Below are 21,104 nucleotides of genomic sequence, written 5' to 3'. Positions count from 1 at the left end.
TCCGCCGCAGGGAAAGGAAACCGCAGCTTATCGCGCAATCCGCGAGCAGCCTACCGATCTGCCTGATGGGAAATGATCAGTCAGATTGATAAGGCCGCGGCAAAGGTCGCCACCAGACATTCCTTGGCACTCTTCCTGAGTTTTTTGATCAGCCGTTCCTGGCGCAACGCTTCGCTCTTGTCGCGGCAGACTTCGGTGTAAACCAGGGCCATGGCCGGACTGGAGAGAAAGAAGCGGGCGCCTTTGCCGCTTTGGTGTTTGGCAAAGCGGCGCGCAGGATCGTCGCTGATCCCGCAGTAGAGCGAACCATTGGCCGCGCGCACGAGGTAGACGAACCAGGGTTTGCTGACCGGCAACGGTTCGGCGGCAATAACGGTAGATTCGCTGGGTGTGTTCACGTAACGATCAAGGCTTGAAAGGGAACAAGCCGCGATCTTATCAGCGACCGGCCTGAAATGCCTTCAGCCCCTTCAAGGCCTGAGCGCGGATCGCGTTTCTCACCACTGGCGTCCAACCCAGCAGCAGGCCCTTGAAGCCCAGCGCCTGCCGGGACCAGGTCCACAGATCAAAGCTGTCGTGATGCTCGCAAATCTTGCCGTCACGGAAAACGAAGCGTGCCTGAATGTCATTGACCACGGTGTTGCCGGTCTGGCTGAACAAGTAGGTCGCCACCCAATGCGCGCCGCCGCTGCGTTCATCGCTGCGCACGTTGTCGAACGTCAGGGAAAAATCCTTGGCGCGGGTGGTGAGCATGCGCCACATGTCGCCGGCATCACGCCCGCGCAGTTCGCCGAATGCCGGGTCACTGAACACCACGTCGTCGGTGTAGCAGGCGCTCATGGTCTCGGCATCCAGGCGCTGGAAGGCCTGGTAGAAACGGGTGATCAAGGCGTTATGGGCTTCACTCACGGGCAGACTCCCTGTTGTGCAAAATGGCATCAAACGATTGTCTGCACGATAGTCTGCAAATGCACGCAGGACCACTGGCATTCGTGGGCCGAATACCAGTGATGCAGCGTTTCAGATTTTTTCGCTTTGCACCTGTACGTACTGGGCTCGCCCGGCACCGAGGCCGGCGATGATCGCGCCAAGACCGATCACGGCGAAGATCCAGCCAACGGCGTTCCAGCCGCCGGTCCAGTCGTGCACGATGCCGACCGCGAACGGCCCCATGGATGCCAGGGTGTAACCGAAGCCTTGGGCCATGCTCGAAAGGTTCGCCGCGACGTGCGAGTCCCGCGAGCGTAGAACGATGAGAGTCAATGCCAGGCTGAACGTACCGCCCTGCCCCAGACCGAGCAGAATCGCCCAACCCCACAGGCCTTCTATCGGTGCATAAAGGCAGCCGAACAGGCCGCCGAGCGTCAGCGCCATGACGATCACGATCGCCAGGCGCTGATCCTTGCCGCGCGTGGCCAGCCACGGTGCCGCGAGTGAGCTGGCGAGTTGGATGATCACTGAGCCCGAGAGCACCAGACCGGCCTGGGTTGGTGTCAACCCGCGACCGATAAGGATCGACGGCAACCAGCCGAACACGATGTACGCCAAGGACGATTGCAGGCCCATGTACAAGGTCACTTGCCAGGCCAGTGGATCACGCAGCAGCCCGCGAACCCGGTAGGCAACGTTGTGTGCACCGTGTTTCTGGCCGACTTGCGGCAACCAGAACATGGCCGCGACCAGTGCCGGAATGACCCAGAAACCGAGGCCCAGGGCCCAGCTTTTGTCGAAGTGTTCGCTCAACGGCACCGTCGCGCCGGCCGCCATCGCTGCGCCCAGGCACAGCGCCATGGTGTAGACGCCGGTCATGGCGCCGGCGTGCTTGGCGAAGTCGCGTTTGACGATGCCGGGCAACAACACGCCGATCACGCCGATACTCGCGCCTGCCAGCACGCTGCCGGCAAACAGGCCGATTTCACCGAACGAACTGCGCAGAATGATCCCGCCAGCCAGCGTCAGGAGGATGCCCAGCACCACGCGTTCAGCGCCAAAACGTCGTGCCAGAATCGGTGCCAGTGGCGCGAACAGGCCGAGGCACAGCACCGGCAATGTGGTCAGCAAACCGGCGTGCGCCGCCGATAATCCGAGGCTTTTCGAGACCTCGCTGAGCATCGGCGCCATGCTCGACAGCGCCGGGCGCAGGTTCAGTGCGACCAGGATCAAGCCGAGTAACAGCAACCACGGGCGACGCAGGATCGGGTGACTTTGCTGGACCTGTTCGTCATCGGCCTCGGCGTCGATCAGCAGCTCTTCAAGCTCTGCTGTGCGCTTGTGACTGGACACGGCGTTTTCGGTTTCAAGGTTCATTGATCAATTGTCTCGACAAGGCTTTGGCCCGTTCCGGGTCGCGTTGTTCGACGGCATCGAGCAGTTCGATGTGCAGGTCGAACACTTCCTGGCGGCGCGGGGTGATGTTCAGCGTTTGGCGCAATTGCGCGCCGATGACGCTGGAGAAATAGCGATACAGCTCGCTGAGCGTCGGGTTGTGTGCCGCGTCGACCAAACGACGGTGGAACACCAGGTCGCAGGCGATGTAAGTGTCGAGATCACCGTGGTAGTGACCGCCACTGACGTTAAGCGCTTCGCGCAATGCCACCAGGTCCTCGTCGGTCCGCCGTAACGCAGCAAGACCGATCGCTTCGACTTCAAGGATGTGCCGCGTCTCCCGCGCCTGCTCCAGCGAACAGCGGGACAACGCTTTCAGGGTGTCCAGCGGATCAATCACCGCCCGCAAATAACTGCCGTCGCCCTGACGGATTTCGATCAACCCGGAAAACGCCAATACGCGCATAGCTTCGCGCACGGTGTTGCGGCTGATGCCCAGCTCGGCGGACAACTCGGGCTCGGTGGGCAGGCGTTGACCGACCTTCCACACCCCTTGATTGATGCGCTGACGTAACTGCTCAAGGGCCTGATCGACCAAGGATCGCTTAATTAGTGGAGAAATGTCTGACATAGAACTCGCCCTTTCATCCAATCATAGGATGAATTTTCTGACATGTTAGTCAGCTTCGTCCGACAGGACAACCCCTGACACTCAGCGAGTAGGAGCCAGCTGGCTGGCGATGGCAGTCTCACATTCAACAGAGATATCGACTGATACACCGCAATCCTACAAGGGTGGTGTATTTCTTCGGGCAAAAATAAACCCGGAACATTGTCCGGGTTTATTTCATTGCCTGGCTTGGATCAATGCAGAATCTGGCTCAAGAACAACTTGGTCCGCTCATTCTGCGGATTATCAAAGAAGTCGTTCGGCGCAGCCTGTTCGACGATTTCGCCTTTGTCCATGAAGATCACGCGGTTGGCCACGGTGCGGGCGAAGCCCATTTCGTGGGTCACGCAGAGCATGGTCATGCCGTCTTCAGCCAGGCCGATCATGGTGTCCAACACCTCTTTCACCATCTCGGGGTCGAGTGCCGAAGTCGGTTCGTCGAACAGCATGATTTTCGGTTTCATGCACAGTGCACGGGCAATCGCCACACGCTGCTGCTGACCGCCGGACAGTTGCCCCGGGAATTTATGCGCCTGCTCCGGAATGCGTACGCGCTCCAGATAATGCATAGCGATTTCTTCAGCCTGGCGTTTCGGCATCTTGCGCACCCACATCGGCGCCAGTGTGCAATTCTGCAGGATGGTCAGGTGCGGGAACAGGTTGAAGTGCTGGAACACCATGCCGACTTCACGACGGACCGTTTCGATCTGTTTGAGGTCGTTGGTCAGCTCCACGCCATCGACCACGATGCGGCCCTGCTGGTGTTCTTCCAGACGGTTGAGGCAACGGATGGTGGTCGATTTGCCGGAACCCGACGGACCGCACAGGACGATACGCTCGCCCTGTTTGACATTCAGGTTGATGTCTTTCAATACATGGAACTGGCCGTACCACTTGTTGACGCCCTGCATTTGAATAATGCCTTCAGGGCTCACAGGCTGTTTGATCGCTTCGCTCATGACTCAACTCCTAACGCTTGTGGCCAGTGTCCAGCTTACGTTCCAAATGCATGGAATAGCGGGACATACCAAAACAGAAAATCCAGAACACCAGGGCCGCGAATACATAGCCTTCAGTGGCCATGCCCAACCATTTCGGGTCGGCGGCGGCTTGTTTGACGCTGTTGAGCAAGTCGAACAGGCCGATGATGATCACCAGGCTCGTATCCTTGAACAGCGCAATAAAGGTGTTGACGATGCCGGGGATTACCATTTTCAGGGCTTGCGGCAGAATCACCAGGCCCATGCTGCGCCAGTAACCGAGGCCCATCGCGGCAGCCGCTTCGTACTGACCTTTGGGAATCGCTTGCAGACCACCGCGCACCACTTCGGCGACGTAGGCCGACTGGAACAGGATCACGCCGATCAGCGCTCGCAGCAGTTTGTCGAAGTTCATGCCTTCAGGCAGGAACAACGGCAGCATCACCGAAGACATGAACAGCACCGTGATCAACGGCACGCCGCGCCAGAACTCGATGAAGGTCACGCAGACCACCCGAATCGCCGGCATGTTCGAACGACGGCCCAGCGCCAGGACGATACCCAGCGGCAACGCACCGGCAATACCGACGGTGGCGATCACCAGGGTCAGCATCAGACCGCCCCATTGACTGGTCGCCACTTGGGTCAAGCCGAAAACACCGCCGTGCAGCAGGCACCAGGCAACGATCGGATACACCACCAGGAAGCTCAGCCCGTACACCGCTTTACGCGGGAAGCGCGAAATGAACAACGGCGCCACGCCAATGACCGCCAGCCACACGGTCAGGTCCACGCGCCAGCGCAGATCCACCGGGTAGTAGCCATACATGAACTGGCCGAAGCGCTGCTGGATGAAGACCCAGCAGGCGCCTTCCTTGGTGCAGTCGGCCTGGCTGGTGCCGACCCAGTTGGCGTCAATGATCGCCCATTCCAGAATCGGCGGAACCACCAGGTAAATCAGATAGAACGCGAACAGCGTCAACAGGGTGTTGAGCCAGCTGGAGAACATGTTCGCGCGCATCCACGCCACCGGCCCGAAGACTTTGCTCGGTGGCGGCATGTCAGGTTTGAAAGTATGAGTACTCATGCGCTTTTCCTTACCGCTCGATCAGCGCAATGCGCTTGTTGTACCAGTTCATCAGCAGGGAAATGCTGATACTGATCGCCAGGTACACGCTCATGGTGATCGCAATCACCTCGATCGCCTGCCCGGTCTGGTTCAGCACCGTACCGGCAAACAACGAGACCATTTCCGGATAACCGATACCGGCCGCCAGCGAAGAGTTTTTCGCCAGGTTCAGGTACTGGCTGGTCAACGGTGGAATGATCACGCGCAGGGCTTGCGGGATGATCACCTTGCGCAGGGTCGGACCGTTGCGCAGGCCGAGGGAGTGCGCCGCTTCGGTCTGGCCGTGGCTGACCGACTTGATGCCCGAACGCACGATCTCGGCGATGAACGCCGCGGTGTACACGGTCAGGGCCAGGGTCAGCGCCAGCAATTCCGGAATCAGCACCCAACCGCCAACAAAGTTGAAGCCTTGCAGCTTGGGCATTTCCCAGTGCACGGGCGTGCCGAAGATCAGCGCGCACAGCGCAGGGATCACCAGGAACATCGCCAGGCCGGTCCAGAACTTGCGGAACGGAACGCCAGTGGCTTCGAAACGCTTGTTGGCCCAGCGGCACATCAGCACGATGGCGACGATGGCCACGACGACGCTGGCCACAAACGGCCAGAAACCGTCCGCCGTCAACGCGGCCGGCATGTTCAGGCCGCGGCTGCTGACGAAGAAGGTGTCGCCGAAGTTATGGCTGTTGCGTGGCCCCGGCATGGTCAGGAACACCGCGAAGTACCAGAACAGGATTTGCAGCAGTGGCGGAATGTTGCGGAAGACTTCCACATAAACAGTCGCCAACTTGGCGATGATCCAGTTTTTCGACAGCCGTGACACGCCGACGATGAACCCGAGGATGGTCGCCAGGATCACGCCGATGAAGGTCACCAGCAGCGTGTTGAGCAGGCCGATGACAAACACCCGGGCATAGCTGTCCGATTCGGTGTAGTCGATCAGGTGTTGAGCGATACCGAAACCGGCACTGCGCTCCAGAAAGCTGAAACCGGAGGTGATGCCCCGGTGTTGAAGGTTGGTCTGCGTGTTGTCGAACAGGTACCAGCCCATCGAGACCACCGCCACAATGGTGATGATCTGAAATAGCCACGCACGCACTTTGGGATCGCTGAGGCTGAGCCTCTGCTTTGGTGCGCCGATTGAATTTTGCATGAAGTGCCCCGGATGTAATGGAACAGAACATCACCCGGCGGTTGGCCCACCGGGTGATAGAACCATCAGCGCACTGGTGGTGCGTATTGAATGCCGCCGTTATTCCACAGAGCGTTCAGCCCGCGGTCGATGGCCAGCGGAGTGCTCTTGCCGAGGTTTTTCTCGAACACTTCACCGTAGTTGCCTACTTGCTTGACGATCTGCACGACCCAGTCTTTCTTCACTTTCAGGTCTTTGCCGTATTCACCATCAGCGCCCAGCAGACGAGCGACGTCCGGGTTCTTGGTGGCTTTGGCTTCCGCTTCAACGTTCTTCTGGGTGATACCCATTTCTTCAGCGTTGACCATGGCGAACAAGGTCCACTTCACGATGCTGAACCACTCTTCGTCGCCTTTACGCACGACCGGGCCCAGAGGCTCCTTGGAGATGGTTTCCGGCAGAACGACGTAGTCGGTCGGGGTCGCCAGCTTGCTGCGTTGTGCGTAGAGCTGGGATTTGTCGGAGGTCAGCACGTCGCAACGACCGGATTCCAGCGACTTGGCGCTTTCATCGGAGGTGTCGAAAGTGATCGGGGTGTATTTCAGACCGTTGCCACGGAAGTAGTCGGAAACGTTCAGCTCGGTGGTGGTACCGGCTTGAATGCAGATGGTGGCGCCGTCGAGCTCTTTAGCGCTTTTCACGCCCAGCTTGTTGTTCACCAGGAAGCCGATGCCGTCGTAGTAAGTCACGCCGGCAAACACCAGGCCCATGCCCGAATCGCGGGAGCTGGTCCAGGTGGTGTTACGCGACAGCACGTCGATTTCGCCGGACTGCAGCGCGGTGAAGCGCTCTTTGGCGTTCAACTGGCTGAACTTGACCTTGGTCGCGTCGCCGAATACGGCAGCGGCCACAGCGCGGCAGACGTCAGCATCGATGCCGATGATCTTGCCAGTGGAGTCCGGAACCGAAAAACCCGGCAGGCCATCACTGACGCCGCACTGTACGAAACCTTTCTTCTGCACTGCATCCAGGGTTGCACCCGCCTGAGCGAACCCGCTGACACCGAGTACTGCGGCTGCAGTCACGATGGCCAGGGTGGATTTCAACATCTTCATTCAAACCTCCAGTTTTGCTCTTGTTGTGTCGGAGCTTGAGTCCAGTCGCACCCTTATGAGGCGTAGTCGACCCGTGTTGGCTTTTTTTAGGGTCAACCGACGTAGGACCTGCGCTATGAGTCTAGTAGGAGAAAATCCACATCATGGACCACTCACTTCTCACCAATCGGCCGAACGGGCTGTAGCCCTTTCACGTTCGCGAAGCCCGTAGCGGCCACTGGCGAACATCCATCACCGGATTTTTTTGCTATCCCACCACGAACAATGGCCTGATAGTGTTACCGACAGGCGTGGGATTTTCGTACAGGCATTCCTATAGCAAAGCCCGTACCAGACCGCTCGCCAAAGCCTTTCGGCGACACGTCAATAGCAAAACTTGTAGCCTTGCGACATCTTCGTAACGGATCAACCTGACGCGCACTCAGATCACGCACTCAATGAGAGCGCATGCACACATTTGGAGCACCCATGACCGAGCCCTTGATTCTTCAACCCGTCAAGCCCGCAGACGCCTGCGTTATCTGGCTGCACGGCCTGGGCGCTGATCGCTATGACTTCTTGCCTGTGGCCGAAGCCTTGCAGGAAAGCCTGCTCACCACCCGCTTCGTTCTGCCACAAGCACCGACCCGCGCCGTGACCATCAACGGCGGTTACGAAATGCCGAGCTGGTACGACATATTGGCCATGAGCCCCGCGCGGGCGATCAGCCGTGAGCAGCTGGATGCCTCGGCGCAGCGGGTTATTGATTTGATTGAAGAGCAGAAGACTGGCGGAATAGACGCCTCGCGCATCTATCTGGCAGGTTTTTCCCAAGGCGGTGCCGTGGTGTTACACACCGCGTTTCTGAAATGGCAGGGGCCGTTGGGTGGCGTACTTGCCCTCTCTACTTATGCACCGACTTTCAGTGACGAACTGGAGCTTTCCGCCAGTCAACAGCGCATTCCGGTGCTGTCGCTGCACGGCCAGTACGATGACGTAGTGCAAAACGCCATGGGTCGCACCGCCTACGAGTATCTAAAGCAGCATGGTGTCACCGTGACATGGCAGGAATACCCAATGGGCCACGAAGTGTTACCCGAGGAGATTCGCGACATCGGCGTGTGGCTCGCCGAACGCTTGCGTTAACGGTTCAGGCGAAAAACAGCCCATTGATCCCTCCCACTACGCCGCGCCCGTTTCTTGCATTACACTGGCCGGCACTTAACCTATTGATGAGATGACCGTGCTCAAAGCACTCAAGAAAATGTTCGGTAAAAGCGAGACTGAGCAGCTCGCGCCAGTCTCCAGCGCTCCGTCTCACACCCCCAGCCACCGCACCGACGGTAAGCAGCCTGGCCGGACCGCACCCGTAGCGGCACCGAAACACGCGCCTAAGCCCGCACCAGCCATCCCCGCTGTCGAGGTTGTTGCCGCCGAAGCCCCCAAAAGCGAAGTGGCCAAACCTGTCCGGCCGCGTCGCGAGCCCAAGCCAAAGGCGCCGGTCATCCCGTGGAAACTCGAAGATTTCGTCGTCGAGCCCCAGGAAGGCAAAACCCGGTTCCATGATTTCAAACTCGCCCCGGAACTGATGCACGCCATCCAGGACCTCGGCTTCCCTTATTGCACGCCGATCCAGGCTCAGGTGCTGGGCTTTACCCTCGCGGGCAAAGACGCCATCGGTCGCGCTCAGACCGGCACCGGCAAGACCGCCGCGTTCCTGATTTCAATCATCACCCAGTTGCTGCAAACCCCGCCGCCGAAAGAGCGCTACATGGGTGAGCCACGGGCACTGATCATCGCGCCGACCCGGGAGCTGGTGGTGCAGATCGCCAAGGACGCCGCCGACCTGACCAAGTACACCGGCCTCAACGTCATGACCTTCGTCGGCGGCATGGACTTCGACAAGCAGCTCAAGCACCTCGAAGCACGTCATTGCGACATCCTCGTCGCGACCCCGGGCCGCTTGCTCGATTTCAACCAGCGCGGCGACGTGCACCTGGACATGGTCGAAGTCATGGTTCTGGACGAAGCCGACCGCATGCTCGACATGGGTTTCATCCCGCAAGTGCGTCAGATCATTCGCCAGACACCGCCGAAGAACGAGCGCCAGACGCTGCTGTTCTCCGCAACCTTCACCGAAGACGTGATGAACCTCGCCAAGCAATGGACCACCGACCCGTCGATCGTCGAGATCGAATCGCAGAACGTGGCCAGCGAAAACGTCGAGCAGCACATCTATGCGGTGGCCGGTGCAGACAAGTACAAACTGCTCTACAACCTGATCAACGACAACGGTTGGGAGCGGGTGATGGTCTTCGCCAACCGCAAGGATGAAGTGCGGCGCATCGAAGAGCGCCTGGTGCGCGATGGCGTCAATGCCGCGCAACTGTCCGGCGACGTGCCCCAGCACAAGCGCATCAAAACACTGGAAGGTTTCCGCGAAGGCAAGATCCGCGTGTTGGTGGCCACCGATGTGGCCGGTCGCGGTATTCACATCGACGGCATCAGCCACGTGATCAACTTCACCCTGCCGGAAGTGCCGGACGACTACGTGCACCGCATCGGCCGAACCGGTCGCGCCGGTGCCGACGGTGTGTCCATCAGTTTTGCCGGGGAAGACGACTCCTACCAGCTACCGTCCATCGAAGCGCTGCTGGGCCGCAAAATCAGCTGTGAAACGCCACCGACGCATCTGCTGCGGGCCGTTGAGCGCAAGCGTCCGTAGCACCGGGTCGCAATAAAGAGGCGCAGCCGGCAACGGACTGCGCTTTTTTTTCGCCCGGCTTTTTTACATCAGGTGCTTGCTCGCCATAACTAAAAGTCCATAATAGACAAATTAGTTTACTCCCAGCTCCCGGAGCCGCCCATGTCCAGCACGCCGTACGTGATCACCCAACCCCAGGCCCGCGAACTGTTGGCGCAGGTCGACGTACCGCAGATCCTGCGCAAACTGTTCCGCGATCTCGCTGCGGGGCAGGCGGTGCAACCGGCGCAGCAACGGGTGGAGTTCCCCAAGGGTGCCGGTGACTTCATCAACTATCTGGGTGTGCTCGCCGAAGACGGAGTCTACGGCGTGAAGACGTCGCCCTACATCGTGCGCGAACACGGCCCGCTGGTGACCGCATGGACCTTGCTGATGTCGATGCAAACCGGTCAGCCGCTGTTGCTCTGCGATGCCGACGAACTGACTACGGCCCGCACTGCGGCAACGACGGCGGTGGCGGTCGATGCCCTCGCTCCGCTCAAGGCACAACGCCTGGCGATCATCGGCAGTGGCAAGGTTGCCCAAGCGCACTTGCACTACGTCAAGGGCCTGCGTGACTGGCAGAGCATCAACCTCTATTCGCCGAGTCTGAGCGGTAAAAATGCGGAAGAACTGAAACAGCTCAAAAGCCTCCATCCACGCCTGACCCTCGTCGACAGTCGCGAAGCGGCCGTTGAGGACGCTGACGTGATCATGCTCTGCACTTCCTCCGCGGGACCTGTGATCGACCCGGCCAGCCTGAGCAAACCGGCGTTGATCACCTCCATCAGCACCAACGCCCCGCGCGCCCACGAAGTGCCCCCGCAGCGCCTCAATGACATGCAGGTGTTCTGCGACTATTGTCTGACCACTCCGGGCTCGGCGGGTGAAATGCTGATTGCCGGCGAACAGCATGGCTGGGACAAAAGCGCCATCGTGGGCGACCTGCCCGATCTGCTCAGCGAAAAAGTCCGGCGCCCCCGTTATGACCGTCACGTGTTCTTCCGCTCAATCGGCCTGGGCCTGGAAGACATCGCGCTGGCGAATGCCATTTACCGACTACACCCCTGACATCACTCGACAGCTCCTACGGGGGGCACCGACACCATTGGCATTTGCGCTCGACAGGAGACATTCATGAGCCAGGCAGACTTCATCATCATTGGCGGCGGGATTGCCGGCGCTTCCACCGGCTTCTGGCTGTCGCAGCACGCCCGGGTGATTGTGCTCGAACGCGAATCCCATCCGGCCTATCACTCCACCGGACGTTCGGCCGCGCTATTCACCGCGGCTTATGGCACTGCGCAAGTCCGGGCACTGACCCAGGCCAGCCGTGATTTCTTCGACGCCCCGCCCGCCGGTTTCTGCGAACACCCGCTGCTGACCCCGCGCGGCGAGATGACCGTGGATTTCATCGGCGACCCGGCCGAGTTGAACAATCAATACCTCAGTGCCAAAGCCACGGTGCCCGAAATGCAACGGCTCAGCGCCGACGAAGCCTGCGCGCGTCTGCCGATCCTGCGCCGGGAAAAAGTCCACGGCGCGATCTACGACCCGACCGCCAGCGACATCGACACCGACGCCTTGCACCAGGGTTATCTGCGCGGCATCCGGCGCAATAAAGGTGAAGTGCGCACCGACAGCGAAGTCCTGAGCCTGACCCGCGATGCCGAAGGTGTGTGGCACGTTCAAACCAATGGCCAGACCTTCAGCGCCCCGGTCATCATAAACGCCGCCGGCGCCTGGGCCGACAAGATCGGCGAACTCGCCGGCGCCAGACCGCTGGGCCTGCAACCGAAGCGTCGCGCCGCATTCATCTTCGCCGGACTGGAAGGCGTGGACATCCACCATTGGCCGATGCTGGTCAGCCTCGACGAATCGTTCTACATGAAGCCCGACGCCGGCATGTTCCTCGGTTCGCCGGCCAACGCCGACCCGGTGGAACCGCACGACGTGCAGCCCGAAGAACTGGACATCGCCATGGGCATTTACCAGATCGAAGAAGCCACCACCCTGACCATCCGCCGTCCGACCCGCACCTGGGCCGGCCTGCGCAGCTTCGTGGCCGACGGCGACTTGCTGTCCGGTTTCGATCTGCAGGTGCCAGGCTTGTTCTGGGTGGCAGCGCAAGGCGGTTATGGCATCCAGACGTCGCCCGCCATGGGCCAGGCCAGCGCCGCACTGGTGCGTGGCGAACCCTTGCCCGAGCAACTCACGCGTTTCGGCCTGGATGCCGGGATGCTCTCCCCGTCTCGCCTGGGCTGACCTTCGCGCTCAGGTGACGTGCCGACACGATTGCGGCAAACTTCCAGCGCCCTTTTTGCAGGGCGCTGACGCTGCCTGGAGTTCCATTGTATGAACGCACCTGTAAAAGACCCGGCTCTGGACAACTTTAGAGCGATCGCCGATGCCATCGCCACGTTGTTCTTTCCCCACGCCGAGGTGGTGCTGCACGATCTGCGCACACAAAAGGTCGACTACATCGCCAACAACCTGTCGAAACGGGAAGTCGGTGACGACTCGGCGCTGGAGGACATGCTCAGCGAGGACATCAGCGAACGAAACATCGGTCCGTACGAAAAGCTCAATTGGGATGGTCAGAAGATTCGCAGCCTGAGCAGCGTCCTGCGCGACAGCAACGGTCATCCGCTGGCTGTGCTGTGCATCAATCTGAATATTTCGCTGTTCGAAACTGCCAAGGCAGCACTGGACCTGTTTCTGTCGCCGAGCAAGTTGATTCCGCAACCGGATGCTCTGTTTCGCGATGACTGGCAGGAGCGGATCAACACCTTCCTCCACGGCTGGCTGCGCGAACGTCAGCTGAGCCTGAACCTGCTGACCCGCGACCACAAACGCGAACTGGTGCTGGCCCTGCACGCCGAAGGCGCCTTCAAAGGCAAAAGCGCCTCCAACTATGTGGCGAACGTGCTGAACATGGGAAGGGCGACGGTGTACAAGCATTTGAAGGAATTGAAGGGCTGAAGGACGCTAAGTAATTTTGTGGCGAGGGAGCTTGCTCCCGCTGGGTCGCGAAGCGGCCCCAAAGATGGGACTGCTGCGCAGCCCAGCGGGAGCAAGCTCCCTCGCCACAGGTTCACCCGCTTTAGCGGTTACTCCAATGCCGAAGCCGGCCCGAAGAACTCGTATCGGCTTTGCTTCTCCGGCACACCCAACGCTTTCAGATGACGCTTCACCGCCGCCATGAAGCCTTTAGGCCCCAGGAAATACGCATCCAAATCACGCTGCTGCGGCAACCACTCGCCCAGTTGTTCCTGACTCAACAACCCGACCTTGTGCGCCGCCGGGCTGACGCCGTCATCTTCGTCGTAGCAATAGAATCGCTTGAGTTGCGGGTGACGCTCGGCCAACCCATCAATCCAGTCGCGAAACGCATGAACGCTGCCGTTGCGTGCGCAGTGAATAAAATGCACCGGCCGCTCGGTTTCCAGCGCCGCCTCGAGCATGGCCAGTGTCGGAGTGATACCGACACCGCCGCTGATCAGCACAAGCGGTTTGTCGCTGTCGGTCAGGGTGAACTCACCCGATGGCGGGAACAGTTGAATGCTGGCGCCGACATGCAGTTGATCGTGCAGATGGTTCGAGGCGCGGCCACCGTTTTCACGCTTGACGCTGATGCGGTACTGGCCTTTGTTCGCCAGGGCCGACAGCGAATAGTTACGACGGATCTCTTCGCCATCGAGGATCAGTTTCATGCCGATGTACTGGCCGGGCTCTGCGGCGAGGATCTGACCTTTGTCAGCCGGTTCGAAGTAGAACGAAATGATTTCTGCGCTTTCCTCGACCTTGGCCGTGACGATGAATTCCCGCGCCCCGCGCCAGCCGCCCGGAGCCTGCTCTTTCTGGTCGTAAATGCTGGTTTCAGCGCCGATCAGAATCTCGGCCAGTTGACCGTACGCCGCACCCCAGGCGCTCATCACTTGCGGCGTGGCAATCTCGTCGCCCAGCACTTCGGAAATCGCACGCAGCAGGCAGCTGCCGACGATCGGATAGTGTTCCGGGAGAATTTGCAGGGCCACGTGCTTATTGATGATCTTGGCCACCAGGTCGCCCAACTGGTCGAGCTGATCGATGTGCCGCGCATACATCAACACGCCATTGGCCAGGGCGCGGGGTTGATCACCGCTGGCCTGGTGGGCCTGGTTGAACAGCGGGCGGACTTCCGGGTATTCGGAGAGCATCATGCGGTAGAAATGCGTGATCAATGCTTCCCCACCGCTCTCCAGCAACGGCACAGTGGATTTGACAATTGCACGGTCTTGAACGCTAAGCATAAGGTGACTCCTGAGCTACTTGGGTTTCTAACTGATTGCCCTATGTTTATCAGTTTCCATGCCAAGTATTTAATCGTTAAAAATCAATAGGTTAAGAACATAATAGTCATAATGACATAGCCTGACTTATAGTCATCTGGACTACACGGAGTCACTATGACTGCAAAATCCCTGCTAACCGCTCTATTGCCTCTGGTCTCCGACCTGTCCCGCGAACTCCCCGAAGGCGAGCGCTATCGACGCCTGCTCGAAGCCATGCGCGCCCTGCTCCCCTGCGACGCCGCCGCACTGTTGCGCCTCGATGGCGAATGGCTGGTGCCACTGGCCGTCGACGGCTTGAGCACCGACACCCTCGGCCGACGTTTCAAGGTCAGCGAACACCCGCGCTTCGAAGCCCTGCTCAGTAACCCCGGTCCGACCCGCTTCGCCGCCGACAGCAACCTGCCTGATCCTTACGACGGGCTGGTCGATGGCCTCCATCAACATCTGGAAGTCCACGACTGCATGGGCTGCCCCTTGTTTATCGACGAGCGCCCGTGGGGTTTGCTGACCCTCGATGCGCTCGACCCGGAGCGTTTCGAACCGATCGAACTGGACGCTCTGGAAGCCTTCGCCAGCCTCGCCGCCGCCACAGTCAATGCAGCTGAGCGCATCGAACGACTGGCCAATCGTGTCGAAGACGAACACCAGCGCGCCGAGGTGTACCGTCAGGCCAGCGGTCAGCAAAACCGCGAGATGATCGGCCAGAGCAAGGCCCATAAACGGCTGGTGGAAGAGATCAGCCTGGTGGGCGGCAGTGACCTGACCGTGCTGATCACCGGCGAAACCGGGGTCGGCAAGGAGCTGGTGGCCCAGGCCATTCACGCTGCGTCGCTGCGGGCCGACAAGCCGATCATCAGCCTGAACTGTGCCGCGCTGCCGGACACCTTGGTGGAAAGCGAACTGTTCGGCCATGTGCGCGGGGCCTTTACCGGGGCGACCAGCGACCGCCGAGGCAAGTTCGAACTGGCCAATGGTGGCACGCTGTTTCTCGATGAAGTCGGCGAACTGTCGCTGACCGTGCAAGCCAAATTGCTGCGCGTGCTGCAAAGCGGCCAACTGCAGCGACTCGGGTCGGACAAGGAACATCAGGTCGACGTGCGGCTCATCGCAGCGACCAATCGCGACCTGGCCGAAGAAGTGCGCGCGGGCCGTTACCGTGCCGATTTCTATCACCGTTTAAGCGTTTATCCGTTGCTGGTGCCGGCCCTGCGCGCTCGAGGGCGAGATGTGCTGCTGCTCAGCGGTTTCTTCCTGGAGCAGAACCGCTCGCGCATGGGCCTCAACAGCCTGCGCCTGGACAGTGATGCTCAAGCGGCATTGCTGGCGTATGACTGGCCGGGCAATGTGCGAGAGCTGGAGCACTTGATTGGTCGAAGCGCGCTGAAAGCGCTGGGTAATTGCAAGGAACGGCCGAAGATTCTCAGCCTGAGTGCGGCGGATCTGGACCTGCCCACTGGCAGCGTTGAGATGGCCGCCGAGCATCCGGTCGCGGCTACGGTGGCGTTGGTGTCTGGGGATTTGCGCGAGGCGACTGAAAGTTATCAGCGCCAGTTGATCGGCGCGTGCCTGGAGCGGCACCACAATAACTGGGCGAGCGCGGCGCGTGAGCTAGGCTTGGATCGGGCAAATCTTGGGCGGATGGCCAAAAGACTGGGCATGAAGTGACGGTCCCTTCGCGAGCAAGCTCGCTCCCACATTTGATTTGTGTCGTTCACAAATCCCCTGTGGGAGCGAGCTTGCTCGCGATGGCGTCATACCATTCACCGGATTTTCTAAAGCCTGCCCCCCTCAAGTCGATAACCCGGCATCGATAGCTTTTGGCGACTGTCCATTCGCCCATCACCTTTTTCCACAGAAGGTTTTTATGTCCTCCACCAAAGCCCGCGCAGACTCACTTTCGCTTCTGCTGTTTACCTTGCGCAGTGGCAAGCTGATGGCGATCAACCTGCTCAAAGTCAGTGAAATCATCCCCTGCCCGCCGCTGACCAAGCTGCCGGAGTCGCACCCCCACGTTAAAGGCATCGCCACCCTGCGCGGCGCGTCGCTGTCGGTGATCGACCTCAGCCGCGCCATCGGCGAGCGGCCGCTGGAAGACCCGAACGGTGGTTGTCTGATCGTCACCGACGTCAGCCGCTCCAAGCAAGGCCTGCACGTTCAGGCCGTGAGCAAGATCGTCCACTGCCTGACCACCGACATCCGTCCGCCGCCCTTCGGCTCTGGCGGCGTGCGTTCGTACATCACCGGTGTGACCTCGGTCGACGGCACGCTGGTGCAGGTGCTGGACATCGAAAAAGTCATCCACGGCATCGCCCCGGCACAGATCGAAATGGCCCCGACCGAATTGAGCATGGAAGACGCCGAAGTCTTGGGAAACGCGCGCATCCTGGTAGTCGACGACAGCCAGGTAGCCTTGCAGCAGTCGGTGCACACCCTGCGCAATCTCGGCCTGCAATGCCACACCGCGCGCAGTGCCAAGGAAGCCATCGACTGCCTGCTGGACCTGCAAGGCACGGCACAGCAAATCAACCTGATCGTCTCGGACATCGAAATGTCGGAGATGGACGGCTATGCCTTCACCCGCACCCTGCGCGAAACCCCGGATTTCTCGCACCTTTACGTGCTCCTGCACACCTCGCTGGACAGCGCGATGAACAGCGAAAAGGCACGTCTTGCGGGCGCCAACGCCGTGTTGACCAAGTTCTCCTCGCCGGAACTGACCAAATGCCTGATCGAAGCGGCCAAGGCGGTCGCCGAACAAGGTCATTGAGTTTGGCCAAGGCCTTTTGTTTGTTGATGCGGCGCAATCTGGCTGAGGTTGCGCCGGCAATCACCTGGCCTCAGGGCATTGTCCTGCACGATTACCGGCCCGAACTGGCAGAAGCCGTTCATCGTTTGATGGAACTGGGCTCCCAAGAGGGGGGTGGACGTGTGCCGATGCTGGATATCTGGCAACAGCGATTCGAAACCGATCCCGAGTACGATCCTTCCCTGTGCTTCATCGCTCTGGATGCCGACGGCATCGTCGGCGTGTGCCAGTGCTGGACCAGCGCCTACATCAAGAATCTGGTGGTACACCCGCGCGCTCAGCGTCAGGGGCTGGGTCGGGCATTGCTGTTGAATGCATTCAAGGTGTTTCAGCAGCGCCGTGAAGGATTTGTGGATTTGAAGGTATTGGAGGACAACGTTCGGGCGCAGCAGTTGTATGAAAGTGCCGGGATGTATGTGGTCCGCCGGGAAGCGGTTCCAGCCTGACAGATCGCCATCGCGATGGGGCCGACACATTCAAACTAAAACCGTCAGGCATACTCCAAACCCAGGCCAACCAACTGCCCAAGGATGCCTGATCAATGAAATCCACCACCCTCGCCTACCTCTGCCTCACCGCCCTCGCCACTCAAGCACACGCCTCCAGCCCCGACGCCTGGGCCGCCTTCGACAAAGCCATGCTCGCCAGTTGCACCAAGGCCAGCGGCTTGAAAAACGCCAGCCCCATTGGCAAAGCCGCACAGTTCGATGACCGTGTGGACTACACCGCCGTGCTACTGCAAGGTCAATACCCGCAAAAACACATGAAAGGCCAACAGGGCACCGAGCTGTGCCTCTACAACAAGAAAAGCAAAACCGCCTACGTGACCGAATGGGACTCCATTCGCATACCCGCCAAATCGCAATGAATGGCGCATAACTTGCTTCGACACAGACCTTCGCGGTGGCATTCTGTCGCCGTTTTCGGCCCCGACAAGCGACTGATCCTTCGATGAATACAACGTTTTCCTGCGTAGGTTGTGGCAAATGCTGCAATGACCATCACGTGCCCCTTACCCTGACAGAAGCCCGGATGTGGGCGGCCGACGGTGGCCAGGTGATCGTGCTGGTGGAAGGGTTCCTGGGAAATGGCCTGGGCCTGCCGGTGCAGCAACGCGAACATGCCGAACGCCGTTCGGTGGTGGTTCAAAGCGGCGCGTCCGAAGCGTACGTGGCCATCACGTTTGCCGCTTACAACATCGGTCCCTGTCGAAATCTTGACGAGGACAACCTCTGCCGCATCTACGCACGCCGGCCGCTGGTGTGCCGTATCTATCCGATGGAAATCAATCCGCACATTCCCCTCAACCTGGCGATCAAGGAATGCCCGCCCGAATCGTGGGAGAAAGGACCGGATCTGATCGTAGGCGGTGAACTGGTCGATCAGGAACTCGCAGGACTTATTCAGCGCTCCCGTCAGGCTGATCGCGATGACATCCGCACCAAGGATGCGATTTGCGCATTACTGGGGATTCGGACGACAGCGCTCAAGGGCGATGGATTCACCGCTTATCTGCCGGACATGACCGCGTTTGCCACGGTCATCGACCAGGTGACGCAACAACCGCTGACGGGCTCGAGCAGCGACTGGCGGTTCCACGTGTCGGGCGACGACATCGCCGGGCAAGTGCTGGCGGCCGGCGCGCAAGTGACCACCGAGACGCCGCTCGACTACGCGTTCATTTCGTTGCGCACAGCTTAACGGCGTTCTCGCCAGAACTCTTGCGCCAACTGCTGCAAATCCTCCGCCAGCCCCGCCACGTCCTCAGAGTTGGCCTGGATTTGCCGCCCCTCGCTCACCGTGACTTCGCAGGCGGAGCGAATGCTGCTGATGTTGCGGTTGATGTCTTCGCTGACGGTGCTCTGCTCTTCCACCGCCGAGGCGATTTGCAGACTCATTTCGGTGATCTGATTGACCCGCCGACTGATCGCGTCCAGCGCATCGGCGGCGCGTTGGGCCTGTTCCACACTGCTTTGCACCTGCTCACTGCTTTGCTGCATCACCAGCACTGCGTCCTGCGTGCCGTTTTGCAGGGTGCTGATCATGCGCTGAATCTCGTTGGTCGATTGCTGCGTGCGCTGGGCCAGGCCCCGCACTTCGTCGGCCACCACCGCAAAACCGCGCCCGGCATCCCCGGCGCGCGCGGCCTCGATGGCCGCGTTGAGGGCCAGCAGATTGGTTTGCTCGGCGATGCTGCGAATCACTTCAAGCACCCCGGTAATCTCGCTGCTGTGCCCCTCCAGCTGATGAATCACCTCGGTGGCGTGCGCCAGTTCCTCGGCCAGACGCAGCACCGCATGGCGACTCTCGCTCACCAGTTGATGGCCTTCGCGGGTTTCGCTGCCGGCCAGATCGGCTGCCTGGGAGGCTTGCTGCGCATGGCTGGCAACCTGGGCCACGCTGGCGGCCATCTGATGAATCGCCGCCGCCACCTGATCGGTTTCAGACTGCTGAGCCAGCGTGCTGCTGTGACTGCTCTGCAAGTGCTCGACCAGCTCCACCGCGTGCCCGGCCAGGCGTTGCGAGGCATCGCCAATTCGCCCCACCACTGCGCCGATCTGGGCTTCGAGCATTTGAAAGGCAAACTCGATCTGACCGAACTGATCTCGGCGACCAGTGAAAATGGCTTGGCTCAACGGATTGTCGGCAATCTGCCGGGAGCGTTCGGCCAATGCCGTCAGCGGGCGCAACATCACCCCGGTTCCGACCGCCGCCACACCGCTGCCGATGACAAACGCGAGCATCCCGGACACCGCTGATGAAGGATTCAGCCACGACTCGACACCCACCACACAGGCCAGCGTCCCGCTGAACAGTGCCGCGACTTTGAGACCTGGTGCGAGCACAGGCAGGCGCTGCAGCAGCGGCACCCGACCGTCGCGAAGGTGTGTGTAGGCTTTTCCCGCGGCTTCGATCTGCCGCGCCGAGGGCCGTGTCCGGACCGACTGATATTCCACGGCCCGACCGTTCTGCGTCACCGGCGTGGCAAAGGCGCTCACCCAATAGTGATCGCCATTCTTGCAGCGATTCTTCACCAGCCCCATCCACGAACGGCCACTTTTGAGGGTCTGCCACATGTGCGCGAAAGCGGCTGAGGGCATGTCCGGGTGACGCAGCAGATTGTGCGTGGAACCCAGCAACTCCTCACGGCTGTATCCGCAGATGTTGATGAAGTCGTCGTTGGCGTAGGTGATGGCGCTGGTTAGATCAGTGGTCGAGAGGATGTTCGCATCAGCCGCAACGTCGACATTACGGCCGGTCACCGGGAGGTTGATCTTCATGGAAAGCGCGCTCGTTGTAGGGAAAGAGTCGGCAGGGCTGCTGACTCTAAGCGCACTGATTCCACAAACGTTGATCTGGCTCAGGGTATGAGCACTTAGCCATCACCGCGATTGAAAACCGCGGCCAATGGCCAATGGCGGGGGGTGAAAACTCAGCGCTTACCCATCGAACGACGGGTGCCGGGAGGCGCTGCGCCGGGGGTCTTGGTGTGGCCGTTCTTGGCGCCGTTCTTGTACCACGGCTGGCTGGCGGTTTTCGCGGCCGCCAGTTCACCCGGTTTGAACGGGAACTTGAACGCCGGGATCGCGGCTTTGATTTCGCTGTCTGCGCTGGAGTCGACGCTGTCTGGCAGGTCTGCCTGGTCGTCGCTCAAGGCGTCTGCAACCGGCGGTTGTGTCGGGGAAGTCATGAAAGCTCCGGGTGATGCAAAAGAGTCGGGCCCGGTCAGCGAGCCGCGAAAGGCGGCAGTATACCTGTGTCGGGGGCGGCAGGCTTCTAACCGCACACGAGTCTGTCGGGTTTTGTGGTGATGGACCCGACGCCTTCGCGAGCTGGCCATATCCAAGGAATGCTCCCTTTGTATTCATCATCCGTCCAAACTGACAACGCCGT

The 21,104-nt window shown here is 60.2% G+C and carries 21 protein-coding genes and 1 pseudogene; 10 read left to right on the top strand and 12 right to left on the bottom strand.

The window, feature by feature from the left end; genetic code table 11:
• Nucleotides 1-80: 80 nt before the first annotated feature.
• The 8 genes from ACYZT9_RS05985 to ACYZT9_RS05950 form a co-directional block, all read right to left on the bottom strand.
• On the bottom strand, nucleotides 81-398 hold the full coding sequence (locus tag ACYZT9_RS05985; RefSeq protein ID WP_462008979.1) for a GIY-YIG nuclease family protein: 318 nt from the start codon (nucleotides 396-398) through the stop codon (nucleotides 81-83).
• A gap of 40 nt (nucleotides 399-438) precedes the next feature.
• Complete coding sequence (locus tag ACYZT9_RS05980; protein ID WP_462008978.1) at nucleotides 439-909, bottom strand: nuclear transport factor 2 family protein; 471 nt, start codon at nucleotides 907-909, stop codon at nucleotides 439-441.
• 111 nt (nucleotides 910-1,020) lie between these two features.
• A complete protein-coding gene (locus ACYZT9_RS05975) occupies nucleotides 1,021-2,307 on the bottom strand; it encodes a CynX/NimT family MFS transporter (RefSeq protein ID WP_462008977.1) in 1,287 nt (428 codons plus the stop codon).
• Entirely contained in the window at nucleotides 2,297-2,956 is a 660-nt protein-coding gene (locus ACYZT9_RS05970; protein WP_462008976.1) for a FadR/GntR family transcriptional regulator, read from the bottom strand. Before ACYZT9_RS05970 ends, ACYZT9_RS05975 begins: the two co-directional genes overlap by 11 nt.
• Nucleotides 2,957-3,189: 233 nt before the next feature.
• Nucleotides 3,190-3,954, bottom strand: a complete 765-nt coding sequence (locus ACYZT9_RS05965; protein WP_462008975.1) for an amino acid ABC transporter ATP-binding protein — start codon at nucleotides 3,952-3,954, stop codon at nucleotides 3,190-3,192.
• Between the two features lie 10 nt (nucleotides 3,955-3,964).
• Nucleotides 3,965-5,062 (bottom strand): amino acid ABC transporter permease, encoded by a 1,098-nt coding sequence (locus ACYZT9_RS05960; protein WP_462008974.1) that lies wholly within the window; start codon nucleotides 5,060-5,062, stop codon nucleotides 3,965-3,967.
• Between the two features lie 10 nt (nucleotides 5,063-5,072).
• Nucleotides 5,073-6,254 carry an amino acid ABC transporter permease gene (locus ACYZT9_RS05955; protein WP_462008973.1) on the bottom strand — a complete coding sequence of 394 codons (1,182 nt, stop codon included), beginning with the start codon at nucleotides 6,252-6,254 and terminating at the stop codon, nucleotides 5,073-5,075.
• A 65-nt stretch (nucleotides 6,255-6,319) separates the two neighbouring features.
• Nucleotides 6,320-7,348 (bottom strand): amino acid ABC transporter substrate-binding protein, encoded by a 1,029-nt coding sequence (locus tag ACYZT9_RS05950; protein WP_462008972.1) that lies wholly within the window; start codon nucleotides 7,346-7,348, stop codon nucleotides 6,320-6,322.
• 468 nt (nucleotides 7,349-7,816) lie between these two features.
• On the opposite strand from ACYZT9_RS05950, the gene ACYZT9_RS05945 reads away from it, so the two are divergent.
• The 5 genes from ACYZT9_RS05945 to ACYZT9_RS05925 all read left to right on the top strand — a co-directional run bounded on the left by ACYZT9_RS05945 (nucleotide 7,817) and on the right by ACYZT9_RS05925 (nucleotide 13,052).
• On the top strand, nucleotides 7,817-8,473 hold the full coding sequence (locus ACYZT9_RS05945) for an alpha/beta hydrolase (protein ID WP_462008971.1): 657 nt from the start codon (nucleotides 7,817-7,819) through the stop codon (nucleotides 8,471-8,473).
• A gap of 91 nt (nucleotides 8,474-8,564) precedes the next feature.
• The gene (rhlB, locus tag ACYZT9_RS05940) at nucleotides 8,565-10,052 is read left to right on the top strand and encodes an ATP-dependent RNA helicase RhlB (protein ID WP_462008970.1); all 1,488 of its coding nucleotides are present in this window, start codon (nucleotides 8,565-8,567) and stop codon (nucleotides 10,050-10,052) included.
• Between the two features lie 141 nt (nucleotides 10,053-10,193).
• Nucleotides 10,194-11,141 (top strand): ornithine cyclodeaminase family protein, encoded by a 948-nt coding sequence (locus ACYZT9_RS05935; protein ID WP_462008969.1) that lies wholly within the window; start codon nucleotides 10,194-10,196, stop codon nucleotides 11,139-11,141.
• A 66-nt stretch (nucleotides 11,142-11,207) separates the two neighbouring features.
• Nucleotides 11,208-12,335: an NAD(P)/FAD-dependent oxidoreductase gene (locus tag ACYZT9_RS05930; RefSeq protein ID WP_462008968.1), complete on the top strand. Its 1,128-nt coding sequence runs from the start codon at nucleotides 11,208-11,210 to the stop codon at nucleotides 12,333-12,335.
• 90 nt (nucleotides 12,336-12,425) lie between these two features.
• Nucleotides 12,426-13,052, top strand: a complete 627-nt coding sequence (locus tag ACYZT9_RS05925; protein ID WP_462008967.1) for a helix-turn-helix transcriptional regulator — start codon at nucleotides 12,426-12,428, stop codon at nucleotides 13,050-13,052.
• A gap of 128 nt (nucleotides 13,053-13,180) precedes the next feature.
• Here ACYZT9_RS05925 and hmpA read toward each other — a convergent pair whose 3' ends face one another.
• Entirely contained in the window at nucleotides 13,181-14,362 is a 1,182-nt protein-coding gene (hmpA, locus tag ACYZT9_RS05920) for an NO-inducible flavohemoprotein (protein ID WP_462008966.1), read from the bottom strand.
• Nucleotides 14,363-14,518: 156 nt separating this feature from the next.
• On the opposite strand from hmpA, the gene norR reads away from it, so the two are divergent.
• The 5 genes from norR to ACYZT9_RS05895 all read left to right on the top strand — a co-directional run bounded on the left by norR (nucleotide 14,519) and on the right by ACYZT9_RS05895 (nucleotide 18,911).
• Entirely contained in the window at nucleotides 14,519-16,069 is a 1,551-nt protein-coding gene (gene norR / locus ACYZT9_RS05915; RefSeq protein WP_462008965.1) for a nitric oxide reductase transcriptional regulator NorR, read from the top strand.
• A 199-nt stretch (nucleotides 16,070-16,268) separates the two neighbouring features.
• Nucleotides 16,269-17,171 (top strand): chemotaxis protein CheV, encoded by a 903-nt coding sequence (locus ACYZT9_RS05910; RefSeq protein ID WP_145316602.1) that lies wholly within the window; start codon nucleotides 16,269-16,271, stop codon nucleotides 17,169-17,171.
• Between the two features lie 26 nt (nucleotides 17,172-17,197).
• Nucleotides 17,198-17,656 carry a GNAT family N-acetyltransferase gene (locus ACYZT9_RS05905; protein WP_462010162.1) on the top strand — a complete coding sequence of 153 codons (459 nt, stop codon included), beginning with the start codon at nucleotides 17,198-17,200 and terminating at the stop codon, nucleotides 17,654-17,656.
• Nucleotides 17,657-17,751: 95 nt separating this feature from the next.
• Complete coding sequence (locus ACYZT9_RS05900; protein ID WP_462008964.1) at nucleotides 17,752-18,078, top strand: hypothetical protein; 327 nt, start codon at nucleotides 17,752-17,754, stop codon at nucleotides 18,076-18,078.
• An 83-nt stretch (nucleotides 18,079-18,161) separates the two neighbouring features.
• The gene (locus ACYZT9_RS05895; protein ID WP_462008963.1) at nucleotides 18,162-18,911 is read left to right on the top strand and encodes a YkgJ family cysteine cluster protein; all 750 of its coding nucleotides are present in this window, start codon (nucleotides 18,162-18,164) and stop codon (nucleotides 18,909-18,911) included.
• On the opposite strand, the gene ACYZT9_RS05890 is transcribed toward ACYZT9_RS05895, so the two are convergent.
• The 3 genes and pseudogenes from ACYZT9_RS05890 to ACYZT9_RS05880 form a co-directional block, all read right to left on the bottom strand.
• Entirely contained in the window at nucleotides 18,908-19,954 is a 1,047-nt protein-coding gene (locus ACYZT9_RS05890; protein ID WP_462010161.1) for a methyl-accepting chemotaxis protein, read from the bottom strand. The two genes, ACYZT9_RS05895 and ACYZT9_RS05890, sit on opposite strands and share 4 nt — an antisense overlap.
• A gap of 255 nt (nucleotides 19,955-20,209) precedes the next feature.
• Nucleotides 20,210-20,491 (bottom strand): annotated as a pseudogene (locus ACYZT9_RS05885) (PAS domain-containing protein); the annotation flags it as partial.
• Nucleotides 20,492-20,643: 152 nt separating this feature from the next.
• Nucleotides 20,644-20,901, bottom strand: coding sequence for a hypothetical protein (locus ACYZT9_RS05880; protein ID WP_462008962.1), 258 nt, complete (start codon nucleotides 20,899-20,901; stop codon nucleotides 20,644-20,646).
• Nucleotides 20,902-21,104 lie beyond the last annotated feature (203 nt).

This window comes from Pseudomonas sp. ZT5P21 (assembly GCF_054897785.1).
This window is presented reverse-complemented; position numbering and strand designations above follow the sequence as displayed.

What these genes read in the sequence shown, in the direction of transcription:
- ACYZT9_RS05905 (WP_462010162.1), top strand. Translation starts at nt 17,198, where the DNA reads ATGCGGCGCAATCTGGCTGAGGTTGCGCCGGCAATCACCTGGCCTCAG.
- ACYZT9_RS05970 (WP_462008976.1), bottom strand. Translation starts at nt 2,956, where the DNA reads ATGTCAGACATTTCTCCACTAATTAAGCGATCCTTGGTCGATCAGGCC.
- ACYZT9_RS05945 (WP_462008971.1), top strand. Translation starts at nt 7,817, where the DNA reads ATGACCGAGCCCTTGATTCTTCAACCCGTCAAGCCCGCAGACGCCTGC.
- ACYZT9_RS05910 (WP_145316602.1), top strand. Translation starts at nt 16,269, where the DNA reads ATGTCCTCCACCAAAGCCCGCGCAGACTCACTTTCGCTTCTGCTGTTT.
- ACYZT9_RS05960 (WP_462008974.1), bottom strand. Translation starts at nt 5,062, where the DNA reads ATGAGTACTCATACTTTCAAACCTGACATGCCGCCACCGAGCAAAGTC.
- ACYZT9_RS05975 (WP_462008977.1), bottom strand. Translation starts at nt 2,307, where the DNA reads ATGAACCTTGAAACCGAAAACGCCGTGTCCAGTCACAAGCGCACAGCA.
- ACYZT9_RS05900 (WP_462008964.1), top strand. Translation starts at nt 17,752, where the DNA reads ATGAAATCCACCACCCTCGCCTACCTCTGCCTCACCGCCCTCGCCACT.
- rhlB (WP_462008970.1), top strand. Translation starts at nt 8,565, where the DNA reads ATGACCGTGCTCAAAGCACTCAAGAAAATGTTCGGTAAAAGCGAGACT.
- ACYZT9_RS05890 (WP_462010161.1), bottom strand. Translation starts at nt 19,954, where the DNA reads ATGCTCGCGTTTGTCATCGGCAGCGGTGTGGCGGCGGTCGGAACCGGG.
- ACYZT9_RS05925 (WP_462008967.1), top strand. Translation starts at nt 12,426, where the DNA reads ATGAACGCACCTGTAAAAGACCCGGCTCTGGACAACTTTAGAGCGATC.
- ACYZT9_RS05935 (WP_462008969.1), top strand. Translation starts at nt 10,194, where the DNA reads ATGTCCAGCACGCCGTACGTGATCACCCAACCCCAGGCCCGCGAACTG.
- ACYZT9_RS05950 (WP_462008972.1), bottom strand. Translation starts at nt 7,348, where the DNA reads ATGAAGATGTTGAAATCCACCCTGGCCATCGTGACTGCAGCCGCAGTA.
- ACYZT9_RS05930 (WP_462008968.1), top strand. Translation starts at nt 11,208, where the DNA reads ATGAGCCAGGCAGACTTCATCATCATTGGCGGCGGGATTGCCGGCGCT.
- norR (WP_462008965.1), top strand. Translation starts at nt 14,519, where the DNA reads ATGACTGCAAAATCCCTGCTAACCGCTCTATTGCCTCTGGTCTCCGAC.
- ACYZT9_RS05955 (WP_462008973.1), bottom strand. Translation starts at nt 6,254, where the DNA reads ATGCAAAATTCAATCGGCGCACCAAAGCAGAGGCTCAGCCTCAGCGAT.
- hmpA (WP_462008966.1), bottom strand. Translation starts at nt 14,362, where the DNA reads ATGCTTAGCGTTCAAGACCGTGCAATTGTCAAATCCACTGTGCCGTTG.
- ACYZT9_RS05895 (WP_462008963.1), top strand. Translation starts at nt 18,162, where the DNA reads ATGAATACAACGTTTTCCTGCGTAGGTTGTGGCAAATGCTGCAATGAC.
- ACYZT9_RS05880 (WP_462008962.1), bottom strand. Translation starts at nt 20,901, where the DNA reads ATGACTTCCCCGACACAACCGCCGGTTGCAGACGCCTTGAGCGACGAC.
- ACYZT9_RS05965 (WP_462008975.1), bottom strand. Translation starts at nt 3,954, where the DNA reads ATGAGCGAAGCGATCAAACAGCCTGTGAGCCCTGAAGGCATTATTCAA.